Source organism: Mesoflavibacter zeaxanthinifaciens subsp. sabulilitoris (genome assembly GCF_014191595.1).
Classification (GTDB): Bacteria; Bacteroidota; Bacteroidia; order Flavobacteriales; family Flavobacteriaceae; genus Mesoflavibacter; species Mesoflavibacter zeaxanthinifaciens.
Genome location: NZ_JACHWV010000006.1, coordinates 1 through 22446, shown reverse-complemented (window position 1 = coordinate 22446; position 22446 = coordinate 1). Strand labels below are relative to the sequence as shown.

Annotated in this window: 22 protein-coding genes; 11 read left to right on the top strand and 11 right to left on the bottom strand. The window is 30.8% G+C overall.

The genetic code is table 11. The features are described 5' to 3' along the window. Positions 1-17: 17 nt before the first annotated feature. The 5 genes from FHS04_RS09795 to FHS04_RS09775 all read right to left on the bottom strand — a co-directional run bounded on the left by FHS04_RS09795 (position 18) and on the right by FHS04_RS09775 (position 5661). Complete coding sequence (locus FHS04_RS09795; RefSeq protein WP_106676460.1) at positions 18-2633, bottom strand: BamA/OMP85 family outer membrane protein; 2616 nt, start codon at positions 2631-2633, stop codon at positions 18-20. Further along, positions 2605-3288 carry an isoprenyl transferase gene (locus FHS04_RS09790; RefSeq protein WP_221184980.1) on the bottom strand — a complete coding sequence of 228 codons (684 nt, stop codon included), beginning with the start codon at positions 3286-3288 and terminating at the stop codon, positions 2605-2607. Before FHS04_RS09790 ends, FHS04_RS09795 begins: the two co-directional genes overlap by 29 nt. Positions 3289-3342: 54 nt before the next feature. After that, positions 3343-4032: a type IX secretion system protein PorG gene (gene porG / locus FHS04_RS09785; RefSeq protein ID WP_106676456.1), complete on the bottom strand. Its 690-nt coding sequence runs from the start codon at positions 4030-4032 to the stop codon at positions 3343-3345. A 98-nt stretch (positions 4033-4130) separates the two neighbouring features. Next, the gene (locus FHS04_RS09780; RefSeq protein WP_106676454.1) at positions 4131-5000 is read right to left on the bottom strand and encodes an NAD kinase; all 870 of its coding nucleotides are present in this window, start codon (positions 4998-5000) and stop codon (positions 4131-4133) included. Position 5001: 1 nt separating this feature from the next. Then, entirely contained in the window at positions 5002-5661 is a 660-nt protein-coding gene (locus FHS04_RS09775) for a CBS domain-containing protein (RefSeq protein WP_106676452.1), read from the bottom strand. Between the two features lie 94 nt (positions 5662-5755). On the opposite strand from FHS04_RS09775, the gene FHS04_RS09770 reads away from it, so the two are divergent. From FHS04_RS09770 to clpX, 6 genes are all read left to right on the top strand, one after another. Beyond that, entirely contained in the window at positions 5756-6469 is a 714-nt protein-coding gene (locus FHS04_RS09770; RefSeq protein WP_106676450.1) for a pyridoxine 5'-phosphate synthase, read from the top strand. Continuing rightward, positions 6470-7231 (top strand): alpha/beta fold hydrolase, encoded by a 762-nt coding sequence (locus FHS04_RS09765; RefSeq protein ID WP_106676448.1) that lies wholly within the window; start codon positions 6470-6472, stop codon positions 7229-7231. A 22-nt stretch (positions 7232-7253) separates the two neighbouring features. Beyond that, positions 7254-7607, top strand: coding sequence for a phage holin family protein (locus tag FHS04_RS09760; protein ID WP_106676446.1), 354 nt, complete (start codon positions 7254-7256; stop codon positions 7605-7607). A gap of 127 nt (positions 7608-7734) precedes the next feature. Further along, on the top strand, positions 7735-9063 hold the full coding sequence (gene tig, locus FHS04_RS09755; RefSeq protein WP_106676444.1) for a trigger factor: 1329 nt from the start codon (positions 7735-7737) through the stop codon (positions 9061-9063). Positions 9064-9192: 129 nt separating this feature from the next. Next, positions 9193-9870, top strand: a complete 678-nt coding sequence (gene clpP / locus FHS04_RS09750; protein ID WP_027880474.1) for an ATP-dependent Clp endopeptidase proteolytic subunit ClpP — start codon at positions 9193-9195, stop codon at positions 9868-9870. Positions 9871-9885: 15 nt separating this feature from the next. After that, positions 9886-11118, top strand: coding sequence for an ATP-dependent Clp protease ATP-binding subunit ClpX (gene clpX, locus FHS04_RS09745; protein WP_106676443.1), 1233 nt, complete (start codon positions 9886-9888; stop codon positions 11116-11118). A 223-nt stretch (positions 11119-11341) separates the two neighbouring features. Here the strand turns inward: clpX and FHS04_RS09740 are convergent, their stop codons facing one another. Next, positions 11342-12856, bottom strand: coding sequence for a GH3 auxin-responsive promoter family protein (locus FHS04_RS09740; protein WP_106676441.1), 1515 nt, complete (start codon positions 12854-12856; stop codon positions 11342-11344). A gap of 43 nt (positions 12857-12899) precedes the next feature. Here FHS04_RS09740 and FHS04_RS09735 point away from each other — a divergent pair, with 43 nt between their 5' ends. Together FHS04_RS09735 and FHS04_RS09730 are read left to right on the top strand one after the other, a co-directional pair. Further along, positions 12900-13694 carry a DUF2797 domain-containing protein gene (locus tag FHS04_RS09735; RefSeq protein ID WP_106676439.1) on the top strand — a complete coding sequence of 265 codons (795 nt, stop codon included), beginning with the start codon at positions 12900-12902 and terminating at the stop codon, positions 13692-13694. 56 nt (positions 13695-13750) lie between these two features. Continuing rightward, the gene (locus FHS04_RS09730; RefSeq protein WP_106676437.1) at positions 13751-13972 is read left to right on the top strand and encodes a hypothetical protein; all 222 of its coding nucleotides are present in this window, start codon (positions 13751-13753) and stop codon (positions 13970-13972) included. A gap of 182 nt (positions 13973-14154) precedes the next feature. On the opposite strand, the gene FHS04_RS09725 is transcribed toward FHS04_RS09730, so the two are convergent. The 3 genes from FHS04_RS09725 to FHS04_RS09715 form a co-directional block, all read right to left on the bottom strand. Beyond that, positions 14155-14670: a gamma carbonic anhydrase family protein gene (locus FHS04_RS09725; RefSeq protein WP_106676435.1), complete on the bottom strand. Its 516-nt coding sequence runs from the start codon at positions 14668-14670 to the stop codon at positions 14155-14157. 189 nt (positions 14671-14859) lie between these two features. Further along, the gene (locus tag FHS04_RS09720) at positions 14860-15594 is read right to left on the bottom strand and encodes a LytR/AlgR family response regulator transcription factor (RefSeq protein ID WP_106676433.1); all 735 of its coding nucleotides are present in this window, start codon (positions 15592-15594) and stop codon (positions 14860-14862) included. A 48-nt stretch (positions 15595-15642) separates the two neighbouring features. Continuing rightward, positions 15643-17808, bottom strand: a complete 2166-nt coding sequence (locus FHS04_RS09715; protein WP_106676431.1) for a tetratricopeptide repeat-containing sensor histidine kinase — start codon at positions 17806-17808, stop codon at positions 15643-15645. A 208-nt stretch (positions 17809-18016) separates the two neighbouring features. On the opposite strand from FHS04_RS09715, the gene FHS04_RS09710 reads away from it, so the two are divergent. Continuing rightward, complete coding sequence (locus tag FHS04_RS09710) at positions 18017-19021, top strand: SIMPL domain-containing protein (protein ID WP_106676429.1); 1005 nt, start codon at positions 18017-18019, stop codon at positions 19019-19021. 56 nt (positions 19022-19077) lie between these two features. Here FHS04_RS09710 and FHS04_RS09705 read toward each other — a convergent pair whose 3' ends face one another. After that, the gene (locus tag FHS04_RS09705) at positions 19078-20094 is read right to left on the bottom strand and encodes a PorP/SprF family type IX secretion system membrane protein (protein ID WP_027880465.1); all 1017 of its coding nucleotides are present in this window, start codon (positions 20092-20094) and stop codon (positions 19078-19080) included. A 259-nt stretch (positions 20095-20353) separates the two neighbouring features. On the opposite strand from FHS04_RS09705, the gene FHS04_RS09700 reads away from it, so the two are divergent. Next, positions 20354-21256: a NifU family protein gene (locus tag FHS04_RS09700; protein ID WP_027880464.1), complete on the top strand. Its 903-nt coding sequence runs from the start codon at positions 20354-20356 to the stop codon at positions 21254-21256. Positions 21257-21371: 115 nt separating this feature from the next. Next, positions 21372-21572 (top strand): dodecin family protein, encoded by a 201-nt coding sequence (locus FHS04_RS09695; protein WP_027880463.1) that lies wholly within the window; start codon positions 21372-21374, stop codon positions 21570-21572. Positions 21573-21681: 109 nt separating this feature from the next. On the opposite strand, the gene FHS04_RS09690 is transcribed toward FHS04_RS09695, so the two are convergent. After that, the coding region (locus FHS04_RS09690) for a T9SS type B sorting domain-containing protein (RefSeq protein WP_260155961.1) at positions 21682-22446 on the bottom strand (765 nt) is incomplete at its 5' end.

The following is a 22446-nucleotide window of genomic DNA, read 5'->3' as shown; positions in this document are numbered from 1 at the left end:
TTTTAGCATTGTTTTTTTTAAAACTGTTGTCCTATGATAAAGTGAGTTTCCCAACCATGTTTTGAAGTTTCGCCTGGTTGTGGATCAAATCCATGTCCAAAGTCTATACCTAATAATCCAAATGCTGGCATAAAAATTCTTACACCAAATCCTGCAGATCTTTTTAACTCAAAAGGATCATAGCTCCTAAAATCATTATAAGAATTACCTGCTTCTAAGAATGTTAACGCATAGATTTTTGCAGATTGTTTTAAGGTTATTGGATAACGTAATTCTAAAGAAAACTTATTATAAATTGTTCCTCCATCTTGAGTTGATAAGGATTGGTTTTGGTAACCTCTTAAGGCTATCGCTTCCCTTCCGTCTAAGCTATAATTTCCTAAACCATCACCACCAACAAAGAAACGTTCAAAAGGTATAATTCCTCTATCTTGATTATAAGCTCCTAAGAAACCAAATTCTACACTTGGACGTAATACTAACTTATCTACTAATCTAGTGTACCAATCTCCTTTAAACTTAACCTTGTAAAACTCTAACCACTTAAAACGTTCTTGGTCAATTTCGCTAACTCTACTTGATGCTGCGTTAGACTCGCTTACTGTGCTGTTAGAGTCGTTAATTATAGCTATATTATCTTCTCTTTCTTGCTTTAATGCTTCATAATCTACATTATTAAACACAGAGTACGGTAATGACATTTTTGCTGTAATAGAGAAGTTAGATCCTCCCATTGGGAAAATAGGATCATTAAAAGTGTTGTTTCTTGTTAAACCTATCGTATAAGATAAGTTGTTTGAGTAACCATCACCAAATGTAAATAATCCTGTGTTATAATTTTTTAAGTTATAATGCTGAAAACTTACTGCTTGAGATAAGGTAAAATAGTCATCTGGGACTGATAAACGTTTAGCTAAACCGAAAGTAATACCTGTTATGTTAAAACGTCTATCCTTATCTGCGTTTTGTGTTAACGGATTATATAAAAACTGTTTTGTTTGTGATATAGAGGTAGAGAATTGTACTGGCTTTTTACCTCCTAACCAAGGTTCTGAAAATTGGAAACTATAGGTTTGAAAAAATCTACTAGCTTGTAATCTTAAAGCTAATCTTTGTCCATCACCCATTGGAATTGGCGTATAAGCATCTTTTTTGAATATATCTTTTAAAGAAAAGTTATTGAAAGATAAACCTAAGGTCCCAATAAATCCTCCTCCACCGTAACCACCTTGCAATTCTATTTGGCTAGATCCAGATTCTACTACAGAGTATTCCATATCTACAGTTCCTTCATCTGGATTTACATTTTTAAAATTTGGTGTTAATTGTTCTGCGTCAAAGAAACCTAGTTGACTTAACTCTCTTATTGTTCTTACTACATTTTCTTTACTGTATAATTCTCCTGGACGTGTTCTTATTTCTCTATAAATAACATGGTCATTTGTTTTGTTGTTACCAACAACTGTTACTTTGTTAAAATAAGCAGGTTTACCTTCGCTTATTCTAATTTCCATATCGATAACGTTACCATCTGCATTAACCTCTACTGGGTTTATTGTTGAGAATAAGTATCCATTATTTTGATATAAGTTTGTAAGGTCATCTGCATCTGGACTAGATGCATCTGCTATTCTTTTTTGTAGTTCTATACCATTATATGTGTCTCCTTTTTCAATTCTTAGCTTTCTTTTTAAGAACTCATCAGAATATACTGTATTACCTATAAATGTAATGTCTCCAAAAGTATACTTTTCTCCTTCTTCTACTTTTATGTCTAAAGACACGGTTTCTTCTCCATTGTATGTTAAAGTGTCTGAAATAATACGTGCATCTCTATAACCTATCTCTTTATATTTGTCTACAATCGAAGATAAATCTTCTTTGTAGTCTGCTTCAATAAACTTTGATCGTTTAAAAATACGAATTGGATTTTTCTGCTTCGTATTTTTCATTGCTTTTCTTAGCTTTTTGTCCGATAAGACTTCGTTACCTTCAAAGTTGATCTTTTTAACTTTAACTTTTTCTCCTTTATCTACAGCAACAAACATATTTACTTGTGGCTTAAATGTAGAGTCACTAACAACTTCTGTAGTATTTACTTTTACATCTGCATTTAAAAAACCATCTTTTCTATACTTATTTTCAAGGTAGTTTCTTGTCGTTGTTACTAGGTTTTCTGTAACCTTTGTCCCTTTAAGTAACTTATTTTCTTTGATTATAGTTTCTTTCTTATTCTTTTTAACACCTGTGATGTTAATTTCATTTAATTCTGGAAGATCTGATAATCTTATTTCTAAAAAGGCATCTTTACCTTCTGTTTTGACTAAGTAAACTTCTATATCACTAAATAAATTAGAACTCCAAAGCTTTTTTATAGCATTACTTATTTGTTCTCCTGGTATTTGTATTTCGGTATCTTTTCTTAATCCCGAGTAGGTTATTATGGTTTGTTCACTAAAGGTTGTGTTTCCTTTTACTGATATACCGGCAAGTTTATATTTTTCTCCGCCTTCGTAGTCTAATTCTTGCGCGTTACCTAATGCTGAAATGGCAAATATGAAGGTAATTAAAACGTATTGTAATGCTGTTTTCAATGGTAATTGTTTAGCTAATTTGTTCACTTGTTTTCCCAAATCGTCGTTCTCTTTTTTGATATTCTATAATAGCTTCACTTAAGTGTTGCTCTGTAAAGTCTGGCCAAAGTACTGGAGTAAAATACAACTCTGCATAGGCTATTTGCCATAACAAAAAGTTACTTATACGTTGTTCTCCACTTGTTCGTATAAGCAAGTCTACATCTGGTAAATTGTTCGTGTAAAGATGCTTATTTATAACTGACTGGTCAATACTTTCTTCAGAAATTATATTATTTTTAACTTTATTACTGATTTCTTTAACAGCTGTAACTAACTCTTCTCTAGACCCATAACTAAGTGCTAAAGTAAGATTCATATGCGTGTTTTTGCTAGTTAAATTAATAACTTCTTGTAATTCTTTGGACACTTTTTTTGGTAATAATGATAAGTTACCAATAGCGTTTAGCTTAATATTATTATCTAAAAGTGTGTTAATTTCTTTTTTTAGTGAAGACACTAAAAGCTTCATTAGTGTATCTACTTCTAATTTTGGTCTGTTCCAGTTTTCTGTAGAAAACGCATAAAGTGTTAAGTTTTCTACACCTAATTTTGCACAAGACTCAACCGTTGTTCTAACTGCTTTTGTTCCGTTTTCATGACCAATAGCACGTAACATGCCTTTTTGTTTTGCCCAACGCCCATTTCCATCCATTATAATAGCTAGATGTTTGGGTAAATAGTCTTTATTTATTTTATCAATACTCACTTAAAATGCGCAATAACAAGGGTTTTTACCAAATGTATAGGTTAGTGTTACACCTGTAAAGGTATACCAATCATTATTATTTAAATTACCAAAGCTTCTACTTTGAAGTTCTTCTGCATCTGGCACACTTCCATCAATTTCATCTGAAAATGTATAACGTGCACCGATTTCAAAAGCAAGCACAAAATGTTGTGCAATTGCTGCTTTATAACCAACTACCATTGGTATACCGTAAGCAAAACTCTCGGTTCCTTCTGGTTCTAATTGTCCTGAATTTGCTAAGAAGAAGTTATCGTGTTTTGTTACTGTAACACCTGTATATAAATATGGTGCTGAAACAAAACCTCCTTTGTGAAGATTAAAATCTAAAAAGGTAAACTCCATTCCAGCAGATAATTCTATTATTTGACTATTAAATTCTAATCCTCTGATTTGACGACTTGGGTCATCAGAGTTTTTATCAATTCCTTCTAGCTCGCTAAACAGTAATGAAATTCTGTACGAATGTCTTGGACTTCTATTCCATTTATAAATTCCACCTATAGTTAGGTTTTTTGGCGCAATATAATCTGTTGCTCCAACATCTCCTATAAAATTAGAACCGCCTAAATACAAGCCAAATTCATGTATTTGAGCAGCGCTAAACTGTATACTAAATAGTGTTATTATGATTACTGTTAATTGCCTCATAAACCTTCAAAGTTTGCAAATATAATAAATAAGATTAGCCTATAACAATTCTATTGAAATAGTTACTCATTTAAACAGATTTAGGCAAATTTTATTGTTTAATTACGCTTATCTTCTCCCCAAAGTAATTTTTTACGTAAGGTATCTAGGAAGGTTTCGTTATGAAGCGCTATCATTTTAATTGAAAATGGAGCTTTTTTTATGGTAATTTCTGTTTTATTCGAAAGTGTTGCTATACGAGAGTCTAAAGATACTAGATGTTGCTTCTCTCTACCATCTACTTTAAGTTTAATCGTAATAGAGTCTTCTATTACTAAAGGTCTTGCACTTAAATTATGTGGTGCAATTGGTGTTAACACAAAGCTCGCAGCTTTTGGCGTAATTACTGGTCCGCCGCAACTTAAAGAATATCCTGTTGATCCTGTTGGTGTAGATATAATTAACCCATCACTCCAATAAGAAGTTAAATATTCACCATCTAATTCGGTTTCAACCGTAATCATAGATGTGGTGTTTTTACGACTAACAGCTATTTCGTTTAATGCGAAATTACAAGATTCAATTTCTTCATTAGGTTCAGACACTGAAATACTTAATAATGTACGTTCTGAGATTTTATAGTCATTTTCTATGATAGATTTAATAGCGTCTTCAATTTCGTCATGTTGAATAGTTGCTAAAAACCCTAATCTACCAGTATTAATTCCAACCATTGGTATATCTAAATCTCTTACCAAAGTAACAGCTCGTAAAATTGTACCGTCACCACCAATGCTTATTAAAAAATCGTAAGAACTATCTAAACTAGAAAAAGTGTTTAATGTCTTTTTTATTTTGGATGAAATATTTTTAAAAAAGGTTTCTTCAATAAAAACATCAAAATTCTCTTTCTCTAAAACCTCTAGTAATACTTCTAAAGATGCTAAAGGTTTTTTCTTTTGAAATTGACTGTAAATAGCAACCTTCATCTTAAATATCTAGATATTTTTTTAAATAATCAGATCGTTCTTTCAAGCCTTCTAAATAGGTATCTTCTTCATGACCTGAAACTATATTATAGCTATATCTCCTAAAGCTTTGCATAATATCATTTAAGCCTGTATTACCTATTTTTAAAGTAATTTGCGCTAAATCATTTTCATGTTTAGAGACAAAAGCACCTAATAACCTTCCGTTATTACTCTCTACAATTTGACTAATTTCACTAAAAGAATAATCCTGAATACCTTTTTCTACAATTAAAACTCCTCCGTTTGCCGAGAAAAATGGAGTTTCATTAAACAATCCAATGACATCATTAAGCTCATAATACCCTAAGTATTTATTATTTTTATTTAAAACAGGCATTATGTTAGTGTGGTTTTGAGCAAAAGCCTCTAAAACATCTAACCAGTTAGTTTCTTCTCTTACAAAAAAACCTTCTACAGAATACGCTATATCGCTTATCACTTCAGAGCCTTTAAAACAATGTGCATCATTTTCAGAAACACAACCTATATAAACATCATTTTGATCCTTAATTGGTATATGCGAGAAGGTTAACTGATTAAACAGCAATTGTAAATCGCTTATTTTATCAGTACTTGATAAAGGTTTTATATCGTTTAAAATGTATTCTGAAAGATTCATTTAGTTTAACTTTTTGTTTATGCAAATTAATTAAATTTTAGCACAAAAAGCCTTTAAGAGTTCGTATTTTTGTGTTAAAATAAACTTTAAGTTAATGACAAAATTAAGCGTTAATATTAATAAAATTGCCACTTTACGTAATTCTCGTGGTGGCGATGTACCAAATGTTGTTCAATTTGCAAAAGATGTACAGCGTTTTGGCGCAGAAGGTGTAACCATACATCCTAGACCTGACGAAAGACATATTAGATATCAAGATGCTCACGATTTAAAACCTGTTGTTTATACAGAGTATAATATAGAAGGTAATCCCATACCTAAATTTATAGATTTAGTATTAGCAACAAAACCAACACAAGTTACTTTAGTACCTGATAGCATAGACGCAATTACTAGTAATGCAGGTTGGGACACTATTAAAAACAAAGATTTTTTAGTTGAAGTTATTAAGGAATTTAAAAATAACGGAATTAGAACATCTATTTTTGTTGATCCTGTTTTAAAACAAATTGAAGGCGCTAAAGAAACCGGAACGGATAGAATTGAATTATACACCGAAGCTTTTGCACACCAATACAGCTTAGGCAACAAAGATGCTGTAATACCTTATGTAGATTGCGCAAAACTTGCAGATAGTTTAGATTTAGGTGTTAATGCTGGTCATGATTTATCATTAGATAATATAGAATTTTTCAAACAAAGCATCCCTAATTTATTAGAAGTATCTATTGGTCATGCTTTAATTACAGAAAGCCTATACTTAGGTGTAGAAAATGTAATAAACATGTATAAAAACAAGTTAAAATAAATGGTTTTACACTCTCAAATACTTGGTCAAGGCAAACCATTTGTGATCCTTCATGGCTTTTTGGGTATGAGTGACAACTGGAAAACTTTAGGGAATCAATTTGCAGAAAACTTTGAAGTCCATTTAATAGACCAACGTAATCACGGTAGAAGTTTTCATGATTCAGACCATCATTACGAAGCATTATCTGAAGATTTAAAGCAGTATTTTGATCATCACAATATTAAAGAAGCTATTGTTTTAGGACATTCTATGGGCGGAAAAACCGCTATGTTTTTTGCTAGCAAATATCCAGAACTAGTTAGCCACTTGATAGTCGCAGATATTTCGCCTAGGTTTTATCCAATTCATCATGATACTATCCTAGCAGGATTAAATAGTTTTGATTTTAAAGAAATTAAAAGTCGTGGCGCTGCAGATAAGCAATTAGCAAATTATATCCCACAAGTTGGCGTTAGACAATTTTTACTTAAAAATTTATATTGGAAAGAAAAAGGAACGCTTGCCTTTAGGATGAATCTTGAAGCACTTACTGAAAATGTTAGTGAAGTTGGCGAGGCGCTTCCACTTCATTTTAAATTTGACAAAAACACCTTATTCTTAAAAGGAGATAAAAGCGAATATATTGGCGCACAAGATGAAGCTATTATAAAAAGACAATTCCCTAAAGCCAATATAATAACAATTACAAACGCTGGGCATTGGCTACATGCAGAAAACCCAGAACAATTCTACGAAGCTGTAATTAATTTTGTAAATTAGAACAACTCTTAATACTTAATTTATGAATCAAATTCTTAGACTTTTACTTAACGCTGTTGCTGTTTTTGTCCTAGCACACATCTTAAATGGCGTAAGTGTAGACAGTTATATTACAGCTATTATTGTAGCATTGGTATTAGCTGTTTTAAATCTATTAGTAAAACCCATCTTAGTTTTATTAACATTACCTGCTACTATTTTAACGTTAGGATTATTCCTTTTTGTAATAAATGGGCTTATAATTTTATTGGCAGATAAATTTATAGATGGTTTTGCTGTATCAAGCATTTGGACAGCCATCTTATTTAGTGTTTTACTATCAATTTTACAGTGGTTTTTACAATCTTTATTAAAAACAGACAAGAAATCTGAGTAAACACAAAAAACTCTGAAATACAACAGCTTAAAAAATTGGTTGGAGTGTAAAAAAGTAGTACTTTTGCACTCCTTTTTAAATTAAAACAAGTGTTAAATGCCTTTAAAAAGGCTTTATACCATTTATAATGAATATTACAAGAGAAAACATTGATGCATTAAATGCTGTAGTAAAAGTAAATATCGCTAAAGAAGACTATAGTGATAAAGTAGAAAAAATCTTATCAGATTACCGTAAAACAGCTAACATTCCTGGATTTAGAAAAGGTCATGTACCAATGGGAATGGTAAAAAAACAATATGGTAAAGCTGTATTAGTAGACGAAGTAAATAAATTACTTCAAGATGCATTAAATAAATATTTAACAGAAGAAAAACTTGATGTTTTAGGACAACCTTTACCAAAACAACAAGATGATATTGATTGGGATGGAGATAATTTTTCTTTTGAATTTGAATTAGGTTTAGCTCCAGAATTTTCCGTAGATATTAAAAGCAAAAAAGCAATTACGCACTACAATATCGTTGCAGATGATAAAATGATAGAAGAGCAAATTGAGCGTATCCAAAAACAATACGGTAAAATAGTATCTCAAGACACTGTAGAAAAAGACAGCGAAATTACCGGTACTTTCAAAAACGAAGACAAAGACATTGACAACACAGTAACTTTAACTTTAGACAAGTTTAAAGGAAAAACTACCGAGAAGAAATTTATCGGCGCTAAAGTTGGTGATGTAATCACTTTAAAGACTAAAGGTCTTTACGAAGATGATCACGAGTTAATGCATGCTTTAAAAGTATCTCATGATGATGCTCATGGTTTAGACATTGAAGTAACATTTACAATTACTGAAATTAACAAACGTGAATTAGCAGATTTAGATCAAGAGTTATTTGATAAATTATTTGGAAAAGACACCGTAAAATCTGTAACCGAATTAAAAGAAAAGATTAAAGAAGATGCAGAAAAGCAATTCGTACAACAATCTGATCAAAAATTATTAAACGACGTTACTGAGTATTTAGTAGACAATACAAAATTTGATTTACCAGCAGAATTCTTAACAAAATGGATGCAAGTTTCTGGTGAAAAAGAAATGGATGAAGCTACTGCTAAAGAAGAGTACGAAAAGTCAGAAAAAAGCCTACGTTACCAATTAATCGAAGCAAAAATCATGGAAAAACATGGTTTAAAAGTAGATTTTGAAGACGTAAAAAGCAACGCCAAAAACATGATTAAAATGCAAATGGCACAGTTTGGACAATTAAACCCTTCAGAAAAAGAATTAGATGATATTGCAGCACGCGTATTATCTAATCAAGATGAAGTAAGACGAATTTCTGAACAAGTTGTTAGCCAAAAACTTTTAGAGTTATATAAAGAAGAAGCCAACATCAAAACTAAAGAATTATCTTACGATAAGTTTGTAAAAGAAGTTTACGGAGATAAGTAAACCTCTTTTTAAACCTTAAAAAGCAATAGTTTCTTTAGTATAGGTTTAACAAAATAATCATTATCTTTAGGCGTTGTTTAATCACTATAAACAACGCCTAATTTTATTTAAAAAATATTATTTACAACTATGGATTTCGGAAAAGAATTTGAAAAGTTTGCAATAAAAGACCAAGGGATAAACAGTAATTACTACAACAAAATTGTTAGTAGTATGTATCCAACTAATTTAACACCTAATATTATTGAAGAGCGCCAGATGAACATTGCTATCTTCGATGTGTTTTCTCGTTTAATGATGGATCGTATTATCTTTTTAGGAACAGGCATAAATGACCAAGTTGCAAACATTATACAAGCACAATTATTATTCTTAGAAAGCACAGACGCTAATAAAGATATTCAAATATATATTAACTCTCCAGGTGGTAGTGTTTATGCTGGATTAGGTATTTATGATACTATGCAATTTATAAAACCAGACGTAGCTACTATTTGTACAGGTATGGCAGCATCTATGGGAGCAGTATTATTATGTGCAGGAGAAAAAGGAAAACGTAGTGGTTTACCACATTCACGTGTTATGATTCACCAACCATTAGGAGGTGCACAAGGACAGGCTAGTGATATTGAGATTACTGCAAGAGAAATTCTTACTTTAAAAGAAGAATTATATAAAATAATAAGTAAACATTCTGGACAAGATTACGATAAAGTTTACAATGATAGTGACCGTGATTATTGGATGAAAGCTGATAAAGCTAAAGAGTACGGAATGATTGACGAAATCTTAACAAGAGGCGAGTAAAAATTAAAATTAATAATGGCAAAAGAAGAATTAGAGTGTTCATTTTGTGGTAGGAAAAAGCCAGAAACAAATTTATTAATTGCTGGTTTAGATGCTCATATATGCGATAGATGTATAGAACAAGCACATGGCATTGTTATAGAAGAATCTAAACAAAACGAAGACAATGGTTTATCTGCAGAGTTAATGCTAAAAAAACCATTACAGATTAAAACGTTTCTTGATCAATACATTATTGGTCAAGAATACACAAAAAAAGTAATGTCTGTAGCTGTATACAACCATTACAAACGTTTGTTGCAACCAGCAAGCAATGACGATATTGATATACAAAAATCAAATATTGTTATGGTAGGACAAACCGGTACAGGAAAAACATTAATGGCAAAAACAGTTGCCAGAATGTTAAATGTACCATTAGCTATAGTAGACGCTACTGTTCTTACAGAAGCTGGTTACGTTGGTGAAGATGTAGAAAGTATTTTAACTAGACTATTACAAGCAGCAGATTACAATCTTGACAAAGCAGAAAAAGGTATTGTTTTTATAGACGAAATTGATAAAATAGCACGTAAAAGTGATAACCCTTCTATAACCCGAGATGTATCGGGTGAAGGCGTACAACAAGCATTATTAAAGCTTTTAGAAGGAACGGTAGTTAACGTACCACCAAAAGGCGGACGTAAGCATCCTGATCAAAAGTTTATAGAAGTTAACACAGAAAACATCTTATTTATAGCTGGTGGAGCTTTTGATGGTATAGAACGTGTTATTTCTAAACGTTTAAACATGCAAGCTGTAGGTTATAGCGCTTCTATTAAAGAAGAAGTTGTAGACCAAAACAACTTGTTGCAATACATCATTCCTAAAGATTTAAAAGACTTTGGTTTAATACCAGAAATTATTGGTAGATTACCTGTGTTAACTTACATGGATCCTTTAGACGAAAAGACTTTAAGAGCTATTTTAACAGAGCCAAAAAATGCTATTATCAAACAATACAAAAAACTGTTTGAAATGGACGAGATAGAGCTTAACATTACAGATGGCGCTTTAGACTTTATAGTAGAAAAAGCTATCGAATATAAGTTAGGCGCTAGAGGATTACGTAGTTTATGTGAAGAGATTTTAACAGACGCAATGTTTGAGTTACCAGGAAGTGAGACTAAAAAGTTTAGTGTAACCAAATCTTACGCAGAAGAAAAGCTAAGTAAAACAAAACTTAAAAAACTAAAAGCTGTATCTTAAAATAAGAACACACTTTTTAAATAAATTTAAACCACTCACGTTTTGAGTGGTTTTTTTATACATAATAAAAAAACCACTTTATACATTTACAAATATAAAGTGGTTTTCAAATTAAATATTAATTTGACGTTTCCCCTAAGTCAGATTAATAGCTTTCTAAATGTAGTTAATTTTTTGTTAATATCCAAATTAGATAACACCAATTAACTGATTTAAAACATGTTTAATTATTGATAGATAATAATTCGTCTATATACTGGCGTGTATTAGACAGTCTTGGTACTTTATGCTGTCCTCCTAGTTTATTATTTTTCTTAAGCCAATCGTAAAATAAATTTTCTCTAGCTACATTAATTTTAGGTTTGTTCAACGTCATATTATTATAACGCTTAGCTTCGTAGTCTGAATTTAAGCTTTTTAATGCATTATCAAATAACTCACTAAAATAATTAATATCTTTTGGAGGAGTTTTAAACTCTATTAACCATTCGTGCGCACCTTTTTCCTTACCTTCCATAAATATTGGTGCAGCTGTATAATCTTTAATTTCTGACTGAGTTTTTTTACATACCTTTTTTAATGCATCTTCTGCATTTTCTATAATTAACTCTTCTCCAAACACATTAATATGATGTTTTGTACGTCCAGACACTTTTATTCTATAAGGATTAATAGATACAAACCTTACGGTATCACCTATCTTATAACGCCATAAACCTGCATTTGTAGTAATTATAACTGCATAGTTTTTATTTAGCTCTACCTCGCTTAACGGTATTACTTTTTCATCTTTTGTACCATAAGTATCCATTGGGATAAACTCGTAAAAAATCCCATAATCTAGCATCAATAATAAATCGCCAGAATAATTTTGATCTTGAATAGCAAAAAACCCTTCAGAAGCATTATAAATCTCGTAATACTTAAATTCTTTCTTCGGAAGAATAGCTCGATACTGTTCTATATAAGGATTAAAACTTACACCTCCATGAAAGTAAACTTCTAGGTTTGGCCAAACATCAAAAATGCTATTTTTTCCTGTTTTATCTAAAATATTATTAAGCAAAACCAACATCCAACTTGGCACACCAGCAAGACTTGTTACATTATCCTCTATCGTTTCATCAACTATTGCTGCCATTTTAGTTTCCCACTCGCTTAACAAACTTACTTTATTGCTTGGTGTACTACTAAATTCTGCCCAAAATGGCATATTATCTATTAAAATAGCACTTAAATCTCCAAACGCTGTACCATTTTCTTTGTATAATTCTTTACTTCCTCCTAACCTTAAACTTTTACCTGTAAAAAGCTGAGACTCTTCATTATTATTAAGATACATGCATAGCAAATCTTTACTAGCTGCATAATGACAGTCTTCTAAGCTATCCATACTAACAGGTATAAATTTACTTTTAGAATTAGTAGTACCACTAGATTTTGCAAACCATTTAATAGGTTTTGCCCAAAAAATATTAGACTCGCCTTTACGTGCGCGCTCTATATCATCTTGTATATCTTCATAGGAAGAAATCGGAACACGATCAGCAAAAGTTTTATAACTTTTTATAGAAGAAAAGTCATACTTCTTACCTACTTCTGTGTCTTTTGAAATATCTATAAGGCTAGATAACAACTCTTGTTGTACTTCGTTTGGATACTTTAAAAACAACTCTATTTGATGAAAACGTTTCTTTAAAAACCAAGATGCAATAGAATTAACAAGAGGAATTGGCATAGTAATTTGTATCTTTAAAGTTTTAAAAATAATACTTTTTTTTATGACCTACCAAGGTGTTTTAACAAAAATGCAAACCGAGTTTTTAGACCCAATTGCTTACTATTTGGTTTTTAAAAACGACTTTATAAACTTTAATCAACTATTAGACAAAACCATATCGTTTGAATTTGTTGGTTATGAGTGTTTAAATTGCCACTTAAACAAACCCATTTACCGCCAAGGGTTTTGCAAAAGTTGTTTTTTTGATATACCTCAAGCTGCAGATTGGATCATGAAACCCGAATTAAGTCAAGCTCATCTAGATATTGAAGACCGAGATTTAGAATATGAAAAAAAAGTACAATTACAACCACATATTGTTTACTTAGCTAATTCTAGTAACGTTAAAGTTGGTGTTACCAGAAAAACACAAGTCCCAACAAGATGGATTGATCAAGGTGCACATGAAGCTATTGAAATTGTAGAAGTCCCAAACCGCTATCTTGCTGGTATTACAGAAATAGCATTAAAAGACCATATTAGCGATAAAACTAATTGGCGCACAATGCTTAAAAATGATATTAAAGATGAAAATTTAGTAGAATGGAGAGATCGTTTGAAAGCTTATATACCAGATGAAGCTAAAGACTATTTTATTGAAAATAATAGCGAAACCGAAATACACTTCCCAGTTTTGCAATACCCTAAAAAACCAAAATCGTTGAATTTTGAAAAAGCCAAAACATATACTGGTGTATTAAAAGGTATTAAAGGTCAATATTTAATTTTTGAAGATGATACGGTTTGTAACATTAGAAGTAACGAAGGTTACGTTGTAAACATTTCTATTTTATAATTACATCAACGCATTAAAACACTGGTTTTTAGTAATTTGTAAATAAAATTACAATTATGAAAATTCCAGTATTATTTTGGGTAGCAATTACTACCATGCTTTTAGTTACCGTAACTATAATGGTATCTATGAATATGCCTTTTAATTGGATATTTTATTTAACCTGTATTGGCCAAGTTATAGTTGGCGTTATGGTTTATAAGGTGTTAACCGATAACTATACAACCGATAAAACGTTTAAACATTTTTATGAAGACCGACCTATAAATTATCGTTAGTAATTTTACGTTAAATAAATGACCATTAGTTATACCCATGTTAGGGATTATTCATTACTAATTATTTTCAAATTTATGTATTCATGATTACTTCGTAGTTGAGACATTGTTGGAGCACATCTTTGATTACGACTGCCGAAAGCCCGACCCGATAAGGTAACGCCCAAAAAATTATAATTACACTATTCTTTAAACCAACTTGAATATTTAACGTAGTTATTTGCTATTCGGTTGATTTCGCCATTAATTAATTCTTCACTAATGTCTTTTACTTTTTTGGCTGGTACGCCTGCGTAAATGCTACCAGACTCGACTATTGTATTTTGTGTAATAACTGCACCTGCTGCAATAATACTATTGCTTTCTACCACGCAATTATCCATTACAATACTTCCCATACCTATTAAAACATTGTCTTTTATGGTGCATCCGTGCACTATAGCATTGTGACCAATAGACACATTATTACCGATGCTGGTTGGATGTTTTTGATACGTACAATGGATAACTGCGCCATCTTGCACGTTAACTTTATTTCCCATTTTTATGTAATGTACATCGCCACGTATTACGGCGTTAAACCAAATACTACATTGGTTACCGGCTTGTACGTCTCCTACTATGGTTGCGTTTTCGGCAATGTAGCAGTCTTCTGGAAGTTGTGGTGATTTACCGTTTATTGGTTTTATGATTGGCATTTTTGATTTACGGTTTTTGATTTACGGTTTTTGATTTATGAGTTATTATTTGTTCTCGATACATTTTGCTTATACTTCGCAAAACATTAATGTTGTTTTTAATAATTTAGTTTTGGACTGCGCTCAACCTGACAACATTTATTATTAATTGCTTCTATTTCTCTAGAGATTCCTGCTTGCGCAGGAATTTTATTTAAAATACGATAATAATCCTGATTTTTTGGAAGCTGAAACCATAATTTCTTTTCCGTTGCTTAAAATAACGCTTCCGCCTTTTCCTTTAACGTATTTGACTACTTCTGCTACATTTATTAAGTAACTTTTATGTACACGTGCAAAACCAGATTCTGATAAAATATCTTCAAAATATTTAAGTGTTTTACTTACTAATTTTTTTTTGTTATTATTTAAAAATATTTGCGTGTAATTATCATCTGCTTTGCAATACAAAATGTCTTTGGTGTTTAATACTTCAAAACCATCTTGTTGCGGAATGGTTATTTTACCTTCTACACTATTGGTTTTTGGGATTAGTACTTGGTCTTGTAAAGCTTCTTCTTTGGTTTTTATCTCGGCAACGTAATCTACTGCTTTTATCAGCTCGTCTATATCTATCGGCTTCATCAAATAATAAGACGCGTGCGCATTTAATGCATCCATCGCATAGTGATTATATGCGGTTACAAAAATGGTCTCAAAATTACGATCGCCAACCTTATCTAATAAATCAAATGCGTTTCCGTAAGGCATTTCTACATCTAAAAACACGAGATCTAAATCTAGTTTCCTTATGAGTTCTAAACCTTCGTTTATGTTTGAAGCCTCTCCTAAAATATTAACTTTTGGACAGTATTTAGTCAAGTAGTTTTTTAAAATTGTTCTACTTTGTTCTTCGTCTTCTACTAATATGGCGTTTAGTTTCATTGTTTATTTTTTTAAGCTTGAAAACCGAAGTCTGAAGCTTTTTTTTTATTAATCCTTCTTTAAAGTCACTATTACTTTTGTACCAACATCTTGTGCATTAAGCTGATTATCTTCTATGTTGATGTCTACTTTATCTTTGTACATTTCGTTTAAAATAGTAACACGTTTTTTAATGTTTCCTAATCCTTTAGAGTTATGTTTTTTCTGATTCTCGGTCTTTAATGCTTTAGATTTTTTGCGACCAATACCATTATCTGCAATAGTGATTTCTATTTGGTCTTTTTGTTTTTTACAGATTTTAATATCTAAAATTCCTTTGTCTTCTTTATAACGTAATCCGTGCCAAACCGCATTTTCTATATAGGGTTGCAATAGCATTGGTGGTATTTTATAGGCTTCTATATCTATTGTCTCTTCCACAGAAATTTTATAATTAAATTTATCTTTAAACCTAAAATGTTCTAGCTTGGTGTATAATTCTATAAGTTGAATTTCTTTTTGTAATGGAATAAAATCTTCTTCTGAATTTTCTAAAACTGCTCGCATTAATTTTGAAAAATCTGACAAGTATTTATTAGCTGTACGCTCGTCGTTAGTAGCAATAAAACTGTTAACCGAGTTTAATGCGTTGAAGATAAAGTGCGGATTCATCTGACTTCTTAAAGATTTTAAAGCCAGTAAATTGTTAGCCAATTTTTGTTGTTTGATGTATTTATACATTAAATACGCCAATACAACTAATAAAAATAAGCCGCCAATTAATGAGTAAATGATAAGTTGTTGGCGTTTGTTTTTCTCGTCAGATAATTGCATTTGGCTTAAAGTAAGCTGTCTGTCGTTTTCTAGTGAAAGAATACGATTTTGCTTTTCGGCAATGCTTTTGGATATTCTTGCTGCTTGAGATATTTCTTGTTCTTTCTTAATATAAAGCTGGTCTACAGCTTCAGTATAAGCGTTAAAGGCTTCTTTAGCTTTTTCAAAATTACCCGAAGCCACAAATACATCGGCTAACTTTTTGGTAGCGTCTTTTTTAACTATTAAATCTTCTTTTTTATCGGCTTCTTCAATACTTTCTTCTAGATACGGAATGGCTTCATCTAAATTATTTTTTAAAAAATAGGCATTACCAATTTTATAGTTTTGTTTTTGTTTGGTTAACGGACTTTCGTTAGTGATGACAGAGTCTTTTTCTATAGCATCTATATCTTTGATAATTTCTTTTCTTAATTGAATTTCTTTATCAAATGCTCGGTTTGTGTTTTGAAAATCGGCTATTTTAATTTTTTGTTCTAACGCTTTGGCTTTATTTTCTTTAGATGCTAAATTTATTGAATTTGTGAAATAGCTTTCTGCTTCAGTTTTATTTCCACTTTCGCTGTAAGAATCACCTAATTTTGAGTTTAAATCAGTGATTTTTGGTTTTATATTATTGGTCTCGGCTATTTTTAATCCTTGCTTAAAAGATTGTGTTGCTAGTTTTATTTTATTTTGTTCTAAAAAGACATCTCCTAAACCTTCTTGTTTTTCAATTTGCTGCCAGTTATTAAGTGTTTTATCTTCTAAGTCATTATAAATCTCTAGGCTTTTTTGATAATTTTTATTTAAAAAGTAGGCTTTTGCTAATTTTAATTTTACATCTATATTACTTTCATTTTTAAGACTTATACGGTAATTAGTGGTTGCTAAATCATATTGTTTCCAATACATATTTACATCGCCCAAAACTTCAAATGCTTGTGCATTTTCTTTTACTGATGTACTTTTAGATATACTTTCGGTGATAAATTGAATACTTTTTTCTGCTGAAATTTTCTTGTAAAATATAGCTGAGTCTATTGAGCTTCTAAAAGTGTTTTCGTTAGTTTTTATTTTTTGCACGTAACCGTTTACGCCTACTGATTGGACTTCAACAGTTATATCATCATTATCTTTAATTGTGTAATAAACGGTTTCAAAATCGTCGTGACTAATAACAATTTGATCTCCTTTTTTTACTTGAATTCTAAACGTACCGTCTAAAGACGATTTGGTGTAGCTACCACCATTTACCTGTATATCTGCGTTTTCTATTGGATTACGCGTATCGCTTTCTCTAATATTCCCTCTTACTGTAAAAATTTCAGCATCATTAAGTGAGCTAATATTTTGCCCACTTACAATTTGAAAACTAAACAATAGGAATAGCGTTAATAAAAGGTATTTTAAAAATTTCATTTTAAATTAAATATCGAGTATAAATCTACACGTTTTAGCCCATTAAATAAAATGCCATTTTTAATATTTTACATTAAAAACTAGGCAAATAGCATGTTTTACTCAATCATCTTTTCTATTAACTCAATTAAGTATACCGTTAACTCATTCCTTGTTTTTATTGAAAAAAGTTGCTTTTAAGTTTATGCCGAATTTAAAAAAACAAATTATGAAAAACCTTCGCTTACTTTTATTTATCCTAATTGTTGCAACTGTTAAAGCACAACATAAGGGTAATTTTAATCAAGAAATATCAAGAGCTAATATTGCTGGTAATTCTATTGTTTATGGTCACTCTCCTAAACGTATGCAACAAAATCTAAATCCTAACAGCACTTTAATTATTGATGTTAGAGCTTTACAAAATGTAAAAGCATCTAGTTACACAGCAGTTTTTAATATCTCTCAAATTGCAGAAACAGCAGAAGCAACTAAAAATTTAATGAGTCTTAAAGTTGAAAATATTAAAAATGAACTAACAAAGATCGGCTTAAAAGAAAGTGATATTGCTATTGATGTTATTTCATTTATTCCTGTTTACGAAGTTGAAGTTACTAAAAAACTGTTTAGCAAAACTTATACCGAAGTCCCTAAAGGTTTTGAGTTACAACAGAACATACATATACAGTTTAAGAAGACCAATCAATTTGAAAAGATACTTTCTGCTTGTGCTAATAACGAAGTCTATAATCTTGTTAAGGTGGATTATTTTATCGAAAACATTGCCGAAGTATACAAAAATCTACAAACACAACTTTTACAATTAATAAAAGACAAAAAAGAATATTACTCCGTTTTAGGTTTTGATTTAAAAGAATATAATGTACAAATGGCAGATCAAAAGTATTGTTACTTTCCAAAAGATTTTTACAATAATTATCAGGCATTTAATAGTATTTCTTTTGAAGCCTTAAAACAAAACAAAGGTGTTACTACTGCAAACAAGCAAACCTCTTATTACTACCAACCGCTAACCTATGAAAATTATGATATTGTTATTAACCCTTCTATTATAGAGCCTGTTGTACAAGTTGGCATGGAAATAAAACTACACTACAACCCTAAACCTAAAAACGACAAGCCAGAACCAATAGTAAATAAAGAAACAGAACGTAAGTATTATGTAATCTCTCCAAATGGTGATATTGATATTAAAGAACTAGACACTAAATAATACAAAAAAAGCCTTGAGAGAGATCTCAAGGCTTTTTTTAATATGTATTTTATATCTTAATTAACCGCTGGACAGTTACAGCTATAAGCAGCTCTACCACAATTAAAGTTAAACCCTAAAGTAATTTGATGAAAACCACCACTATTATACACAATATCATTTGTTTGATAATTGTAAGAATAGGCAAACATAAAGTCTTTTACATTAACCCCTAAAAGCGGTGTTAAATATTGTAATTTTTGACTACTTACAGATTGTCCATCTAAATACTCTGCTCCATCTAAAGAACGTCTGTAAGATAAACCTCCCCAAACTTTACCAAAGTCCATTTCTTTATAAACTTTAAGATTTACATCAAAAAGAGCTTCTTCAGTAGATTCTCTATATAAGAATAACGCAGATGGTTCAAAACTCCACTCGCTTCCGTAGCTACCAAAAGTATTACCTACAGTAAAGATGTATGTTCTTAAATTATTAAAGTTTAAATTACCAGGGTTATTATTATAATTTACACCATCGTTGTTTAATAAATTCTTCACGGTTGCATGAGCATAAAAATCGTAAAGGTTATAAGAGAACCCAAAATCTACATTAAACTCTGTAGCAGACTGCTCTATACCAGCTATTAAAGGATCAAATCCATCAGCTAAAAAAGTAGTCTCGTCTAATTTATATTGTATTGCACCAACACTTAAACCAAAAGATAATTGATTTAAATCTGCTGTACTACGAGAAAACATTAAATGATGAGCATAAGTTAAATAAGCTCCTGTTTGAGAATGATAACCATTTCTATCAGAATAAACTATTGCACCTATACCTGAAGGAGAATCTCCAATTCTACCATTTACACTTGCAGTAATTAATCTTGGTGCATCATCATCTCCAAACCATTGTTGTCTACCAGTAATCCTAACCTTTGCACAGTTAGCAGCACCAGCCATAGATGGATGAATTAAATAATAGTTATCAGTTAAATAATCTGAATAAATTGGAAGTCCTTCTTGAGCGTTAGCTAATTGCGATCCAAATAAAGTTGCAATTGCTATAAATAGAATATTTTTTAATCTCATAATCTCTTTTTTCCGAGGTCGTATGGTCTGTTATTTCAAATCAACTTATAATTTATAACTTAATTTTAAGCAAAAAATTATAACGTTTGTAAATATATAAATTTAGAACGTATAATTAAGTTGAAAATAGTTAAAGGTTTCAATTTAAAATTCTTTTAGTAAAATTACTAAAGTTATATTAAAAATTTCAACGTATATAAACATCAAATATATAGATATCTCTGCTATTGTTTTAGTATTTTTGCAAAAAAATTACAGCATGAGCACATATAAAATCTCTATACAAAACACAAGTAACCCTACTATTTTAAAATTTGATGTTAATCAATTTATTACCAAGCATCAAAACTATGAGTACAATAATATTGATGAAGCAAAAGACTCGCCTTTAGCACAGCAATTATTCTATTTACCATTTGTTAAAAAAGTATACATATCTAGTAATTTTATAGCAATAGAACGTTATAACATTGTTGAATGGGATGATGTAAAAGATGAAGTTGCAAAACAAATTGAAAACTATTTAAATAATGATGGTGTCATTGTGACCGAAACTGCTACTACACAAAAAGTACCTGTAACAGTTTACACAGAAAGTACTCCTAATCCAGCCGCGTTAAAGTTTGTAGCTAATAAAAAATTAGTGACTGCGACTTATGATTATGATTCTATAGAAAAAGCAAAAACATCTCCTTTAGCAACCGCGTTATTTCATTTTCCGTTTGTAAAAAGCGTATTTTTTGATGAAAATTATATATCTATAACAAAATATGATATTGCCGAATGGAACGATATTACTGTAGAACTTAGAGATTTTATCAAAAAATATATAGAAGAAGGTAAAAATATAATAGACCCTAACGCGCCTGAAGTTATTGAAAAATCTACCGAAAAAGTAGAACAGCATTTTGAAAATTTAGATACTACTTCTCAAGAAATTATAAATATCTTAGAAGAATATGTTAAACCAGCAGTAGCAAGTGATGGAGGTAACATTCAATTTGAATCTTATGATGAACCTTCTAAAAGTGTAAAAGTTATATTACAAGGTGCTTGTAGTGGTTGTCCATCTTCTACTTTTACTTTAAAAAATGGTATTGAAAATATGCTAAAAGAAATGTTGCCTGGTAGAGTTAATACTGTTGTAGCTATTAACGGTTAATTAATCCTAAAAATTAAACCTTTCATCTATTTTCAGTTCATTTAACTATAAATCAAACTTTTAAACATCAAATATTTGTTAATTTGATAGTATTAACATTTAAAAAACAAATATTATGGCAGTATTAAAAGTTATTGAAGTTTTATCTAACTCTGAAAAAAGTTGGGAAGATGCAACAAAAAAAGCAGTAAAACACGCATCAAAAAGTGTAAAAAATATACGTTCTGTATATGTACAAGACCAAAGCGCTATTGTTAAAAGTGGTGAAGTAACTGAGTTTAGAGTTAACCTTAAAATCACTTTTGAAGTTGAGTAATCACTTTTAGTTTTTATTTATAAAACACCTTATACTAAAAAGCCTGAACATAGTGTTCAGGCTTTTTTGTTTCTATTTGTATTGGTTTGTTTTTATTAGGAGTTGTTTCCTAGCGTTTCAGAGTAAAGTGTGCTCTAAACTGCTTCTTGGTATCACTTGTGTCTCCTGGTTCTCTATATTCTACTGTAAACCAATAGTCACTTGTTGGTAATGGGTTACCGTTATAGGTCCCATCCCATCCTGGTCCTGTTGGGTTTAATTGCTTTAACAGCTTACCATATCTATCAAAAATGTATATTACTGCATCTGGCTGATCACTTATTCCGTATATCTGCCATGTTTCGTTATATGTATCTCCGTTTGGTGTAAAGAAATGTGGATAATCCATAACCATCACAGTTGTGCTTGACTCGCCACATCCATTAATATCTCTTACTGTTATTGTATGCTCGCCACCACTTACATCATTAAATATGTATGTATTGTCATTTGGCTCGTTATTATACCATGGTCCACCATCTAACTGGAACTCATACTCTGAGATACCTGTCCCAATTGCGGTAACTTGTATACTATGCACGTCTGCAAATGCTGGTGTAATTACATCTGCTTCTATACTTGGTGGTGCGCTCTCTTCTACTAGAGTTGTATCTGTACTTACACAGCCTGTTAGGTTATCTTCTATAGTTACTGTATAGCTTCCGCCTTGTGTTGGCATGATACTACTACCTGTTCCTACTACAGTACCGTTTAAGGTCCACTCAAACGTGTAGTCTGAGGTACTTAATCCTGTCTCAATCTCTAATGGATTGATAACTTCGGTTCCGTTTGTATTTACACATAATAAGTAGTTATCTTCTAAATCTACTACTGG